The 1,338-nt window shown below is 59.8% G+C and carries 1 protein-coding gene; it reads right to left on the bottom strand.

Annotation, left to right across the window (positions count from 1 at the left end):
* Nucleotides 1–1,117: alpha/beta fold hydrolase (locus FY112_RS00290; protein WP_246700571.1), on the bottom strand; the 1,117-nt coding region annotated here is incomplete at its 3' end.
* Nucleotides 1,118–1,338: the final 221 nt, after the last annotated feature.

Here is a 1,338-nt window from a genome sequence, read left to right on the forward strand (position 1 = left end):
ATTTCTCCACATTGTGGAGCGGCGAGAATTCCTGCATCTGCGTGAGATCACCGGGATCATCAGGATTGCCGAAGTAACGGATGACCTGGCCCAGGAACAACCCCCAGCCGACCGGGTTGTTCTGCATCTGGTAGGGCAGATCCAGGATCGCGTAGTCGATGATTGCCGCGGAAAAGAGCCGGTCGTCGCTGGCCATTGCCAACGCGGCCATGAAACCTCCGTAGCTTTCGCCGGCGACCGCAAGCTTGCCTTCGTCCGCGATGCCCTGGGCGAGCAGCCATCGCCCGGCATCGGCGATATCGTCCTGCATCTTTCGCCCGAACTGCCGATAGCCCAGAGATTGGTATCTCTTCCCGAAGCCGGTCGAGCCGCGATAGTTGACCGACAGGATTCCGTATCCGCGGCTTGCGAGAAAACTCTTCTCGATGTTGTAACCCCAGCTGTCGTGGCGAGCCGGGCCGCCGTGAGCCATCACGACGGTCGGCACAGGATGAGGCGCGCCAGCCGGAAGCGTCAACAATGCCGGTATTTCCTCACCATCTCCGGCCGTGAAGGAAACAGGCTTCGTGACTCCCGAAAATGAGGATTTGAGCTTTTCCGCCGGCGCGGAAAGGAGCGTCTTGCTCTTGTCCACCAAGTTTAGAAGATAGTGCTGGTAGGGTCGTTCATCGTAGGAGATCGCGACTGCCAGCAGCGCACCATCCTTCGAAGAGCCTGAGATTTCGACGTCGGCATGCCCGTTGCGATCCAGAACGAGCTCGGTGAAGATCGTACCCCTTTCCGAAAGGGCGATGTATCGCGGATAGCCGTCGCGAATGACGGCGACGTCAGCCGGTTCGGTGGGCGTAAAGCGCAGCGCGTCTGAAACATCGACATCGCCGTCCTCGACCAGCACGGTTTCTCTGACGGTAACCGGGTCCAGCGAAACCAACGCGATCTTGTCCCGCTGACGGCTGGAAAGCGCCTCGAAGGCATTGCCTGACCTGTCCGTACGCCAGATGACCAGCGTGTCATCCGGCTCGACTGCTGCCATCTCTTGCCACGGCTTGTCGGCATCGCTGCGGTGAAGGTATCGCCTCATTCCGGAGGCGGTCAGCTCGACGCGAATGCATGGCACCTGCGCCTCATTCAATAACCAGCTTTCGGTTGAGCCGTTGTTTTGTTCCACGAGCCGCTTGTCGCGTCCGTCCGCACTGGTTGCATAGAGATCGGCGACAGCGGGGCTGCGATCGTAGGAAACCAGGAATTGGCTGTCTCCGGCGTGTCGAGGTTCAACGATGACCTGCCACGTTTGGAAATCTCTTGGAGTGACGTCGGTCCGTGTCCCGGGTCGCTTGG

Origin of the sequence: Rhizobium sp. PEPV16 (genome assembly GCF_008919455.1) — a bacterium.
GTDB classification, from domain to species: Bacteria; Pseudomonadota; Alphaproteobacteria; order Rhizobiales; family Rhizobiaceae; genus Rhizobium; species Rhizobium leguminosarum_Q.